General features: G+C 74.1%; 2 protein-coding genes. Both read right to left on the reverse strand.

The window, feature by feature from the left end; all coding sequences use genetic code 11:
• A partial coding sequence (locus tag ACFU6K_RS34000) for an amino acid adenylation domain-containing protein (protein WP_380669687.1) occupies nt 1-1,747 on the reverse strand: 1,747 nt, incomplete at its 3' end.
• Nucleotides 1,744-3,574, reverse strand: a 1,831-nt coding sequence (locus tag ACFU6K_RS34005; protein WP_380669689.1) for a condensation domain-containing protein, incomplete at its 5' end; no start/stop codon positions are given. The genes ACFU6K_RS34000 and ACFU6K_RS34005, both read right to left, overlap by 4 nt.

Genomic DNA, 3,574 nt, shown 5'->3' on the forward strand with positions numbered 1-3,574 from the left:
CGGGGGTGGCGCCGCTGTCGTCGTCGAGCCAGCGGGCGAGGGAGGCGATGTCGCGGAAGCTGAAGAGGTCGGGCACCCGGACGCGGCGGTCGAAGCGACGGGTCATCAGCCGGGCGAGGCGCACCAGCAGCAGCGAGTCGCCGCCGAGGTCGTAGAAGGCGGACTGCACGTCGATGGTCGACGGGTCGAGGTCGAGCAGCTCGCCCCAGATCTCCGCCAGCGCCACCTCGGTCGGCGTGCCGGCGGCCGACCGCGGCCCGTCGGTGCCGGCGGCCGGCGGCTCGGGCAGCGCGTCGCGGTCGAGCTTCCCGCCCGGGCCCAGCGGGAGGGCGGGCAGGAACACGAGCGTCGCGGGCACCAGGTAGTCGGGCACCTCGGCGGCGAGCCGGCCGGTGACGGCGGCCTGGAGGGCCGGGTCCAGCCGGGGGCCGTCCTGCGGGGCGCCCTCGCCGGCGGGGACGACGTAGCCGACCAGCCGGTTGCCCCGGACGGCGGCGGCGGCCTCCCGGACCTCGGGGCAGCCGGTCAGCCGGGCCTCGACCTCCTCCAGCTCGATCCGGTAGCCGCGCAGCTTGACCTGGTGGTCGGAGCGGCCGAGGAAGCGGAGTTCGCCGTCCTCGGTGAACCTGACGACGTCCCCGGTGCGGTACATCCGCTCGCCGTCGCGGAACGGGTCCGGCACGAACCGCTCGGCGGTGGTGCCGGGCCGGTTGACGTAGCCGTGCGCGAGGCCGACGCCGCCGAGGTAGAGCTCGCCGGACTCGCCCGCCGGGAGCGGCCGCAGCTCGTCGTCGAGCACGTAGACCAGGTCGGTGGTGGTCGGTGGGCCGATGGTCGGCTCGTCCGTCCCGTTCTCGGGCACCAGCCCGAACGAGCAGAAGACGGTGCCCTCGGTGGGGCCGTAGGCGTTGAACACCCGGGTGGCGCCGGTCTCCCGGTAGGCCCGGTCGGCCAGCTTGCGGCGCAGCGCCTCGCCGCCGAACACGATCGACCGCACGTTCGGGGGCAGGGCGCCGGCGTCGAGCAGGCCGTTCATGACGGACGGGACGACGGACAGGTGGGTGATCCGATCCGCGTACCGGCTCTCCGCCAGGTGGACGGCGCTGTCGACGAGCACGACGGCGCCGCCGCGGCACAGCGCGTTGAAGATCTCCATCACGGACAGGTCGAAGCAGACCGAACTGGCCGCCGAGACGCCGCTCAGGTCGCAGCCCTCCAGGACCCGGTCCATCTCGGCGAGCATCGCCACGGCGCCGGCGTGCCGGACGGCCACGCCCTTGGGCGTTCCGGTGGAGCCCGAGGTGTAGATGACGTACGCGGTGTCCTCGGGCACGACCGCCGCGGGCTCGGCGCCGGGCTCGGTGGTCGCGGTCCCGCCGAGCACGACCACGGTCGGGCCGGGCGGGCAACTGGCCCGGGACGCGGGCGTGGTGAGCAGCAGCCGGGTCCCGCTGTCCCGGACCATGAAGGCCAGCCGGTCGGCGGGGTAGTTCGGGTCCAGCGGCAGGTAGCAGGAGCCGGTGCGCAGGGCCGCCAGGACGGCGACGAGCAGGTCGGGGGTGCGCTCGACGCAGATGCCGACCGGGACGCCGGGGCCCGCGCCGTCGGCGAGGAGCCGCTCGGCCAGCTCGCGGGACCGCTCGTTCAGCTCGCCGTAGGTCAGCACGCCGGCGTCGGAGTAGACCGCGGTCGCGTCGGGGTTCTTGACCGCCTGGGCGATGAACTCGGAGTGCAGGGTTTCGGTCACTGCTCTGTCTCCTTGGGGAGGCCGGCCGGCGCGATGTCGCCGAGGGCCTGGTCGGGTCGGGCGATCGAGTCGAAGAGCACGGTGCGGTACAGCGCGAGCAGGGCCGTCACGGTCTGCCTCTCCAGGTAGCTCGGCTTGAACTGGACGTGGCCGGCCACCCGGCCGTCGATGTCGGCCATCGAGATCTCCAGGTCGAACTTGGCGAGGTGCCTGCGCACCTGGAGCGGTTCGAGCGGCAGCGCGGCGTCCGGGGAGAGCGTCTCGCCGACGCCGTGGAAGAGCTTGACGGAGCGGGGGAAGGCGTCCGAGGACAGCCAGTTCACCACCACGTCGAACCACGGGGAGCGGCCCTCGGCGCGCGGCGGCTTCAGCTGGGCGGCCAGCAGGTCGAGGGGGTAGTTCATGTGCTCCAGGAGGCCGAGCGAGAAGGCGTGGACCTCGCGCAGCAGTTCGCGGAAGCTGCGGTCCCCGGCGGGGTTCGCCCGGACCAGCACGGTGTTGAGGTAGTAGCCGATCGCGGACTCCCAGCCGGGCTCGGCCCGTTGGGCGATCGCGGTGGCCAGCACCGAGTCCTCCGTCCCGGCCGCGCGGTTGAGCGTGGCGAAGAACCCGGCCAGCACGACGGTGCTGATCGACACGCCCTCGCGCACCGCGAACTCCCGCAGCAGGCGGGTCTCCTCGGCGCTCCAGCGGAACGCGAGGTCGCGGCCCTCGTAGGTGACGCCCGGCGGCCGCTCCTTGCTGGACAGGTCGAGGTGGGCGGGCGGGTCGGCGAGCTTCTCCGACCACCAGTCCAGCGCCGCCTCCGCCGCCGGCCCGGCCAGCCACTGCCGCTCCCACTCGACGAACTCGGTGTACGGGGCGACCGGCGCGCGGCGCGCCGGGTCGGCGTCCTCGTAGTACTCCTGGAGTTCGCGGATCATGACGTCGGCCGAGGCCGCGTCCGAGGCGATGTGGTGGACCAGCACCATCAGGTAGTGGTCGGACGGGCCGCGCCGCATCAGGACGATCCGCACCAGCGGACCGTTGTCCATGTCCAGCGGCTCGTGCCCGTAGCGGGCCAGTTCCTCGCGGGCCTCCTCGTCGTCCAGGTCGGCGGTGTCCACCACGAGGAACTCGTACACCGGCTCGTCCAGGATGACCTGGTACGGGCGGCCGCCCGCCTCCACGTAGAGGGTGCGCAGCGCGGGGTGCCGGTCCAGCACGGCCAGGACGGCGCGCTCCAGGGCGTCCTCGTCGACCGCCGTCCGGATCCGGGCGGTCACCATGTAGTTGTAGGGCACGGCGTCCGGCGCGATCATCTGCATGAACCAGAGCGAGGCCTGGCCGTGCGAGGCCGGCGCCAGTTCGAGGCCGAGGCCGTCGGCGCGCAGCTGCTCCGCCGCGGGCGCGTCGGTGGCCTCCAGCAGGCCGCGCGCGTCCAGCTCCTCCAGCAGCTCCTCGGCGTCCAGTTCGGACAGGTCGTCCAGGAACGACCGCTTCGGGTCGGCCGTGGGCGCAGGTGCCTGAGGTGTCTGAGGTGCCTGAGGTGCCTGGGGCGGCTGCGGGGCGGGAGCGGCCTGCGGGGCGGGGGCGGGCGCGGCCGGTCCGTCGGCGAGCCCGACGAAGTGGCCGACCACCTCGGCGATGGAGCGCCCGTCCAGGAACACCACCGGCGAGACCCGGTGCCCGAGGACCGCCTGCATCCGGTTGACGAGGCGGATCGCGAGCATCGAGTCGAGGCCGAAGTCGCGCAGGCCGGCGCCGGCGTCGAACCTGCCCTCCGGCACGCCCAGCGCGTCGGCGAGTTCGGCGAGGACGACCTCCGCCACCGGCCGCTCCGTCGCC

It is taken from the genome of Kitasatospora sp. NPDC057512 (genome assembly GCF_042802135.1).
Classification (GTDB): domain Bacteria; phylum Actinomycetota; class Actinomycetes; order Streptomycetales; family Streptomycetaceae; genus Kitasatospora.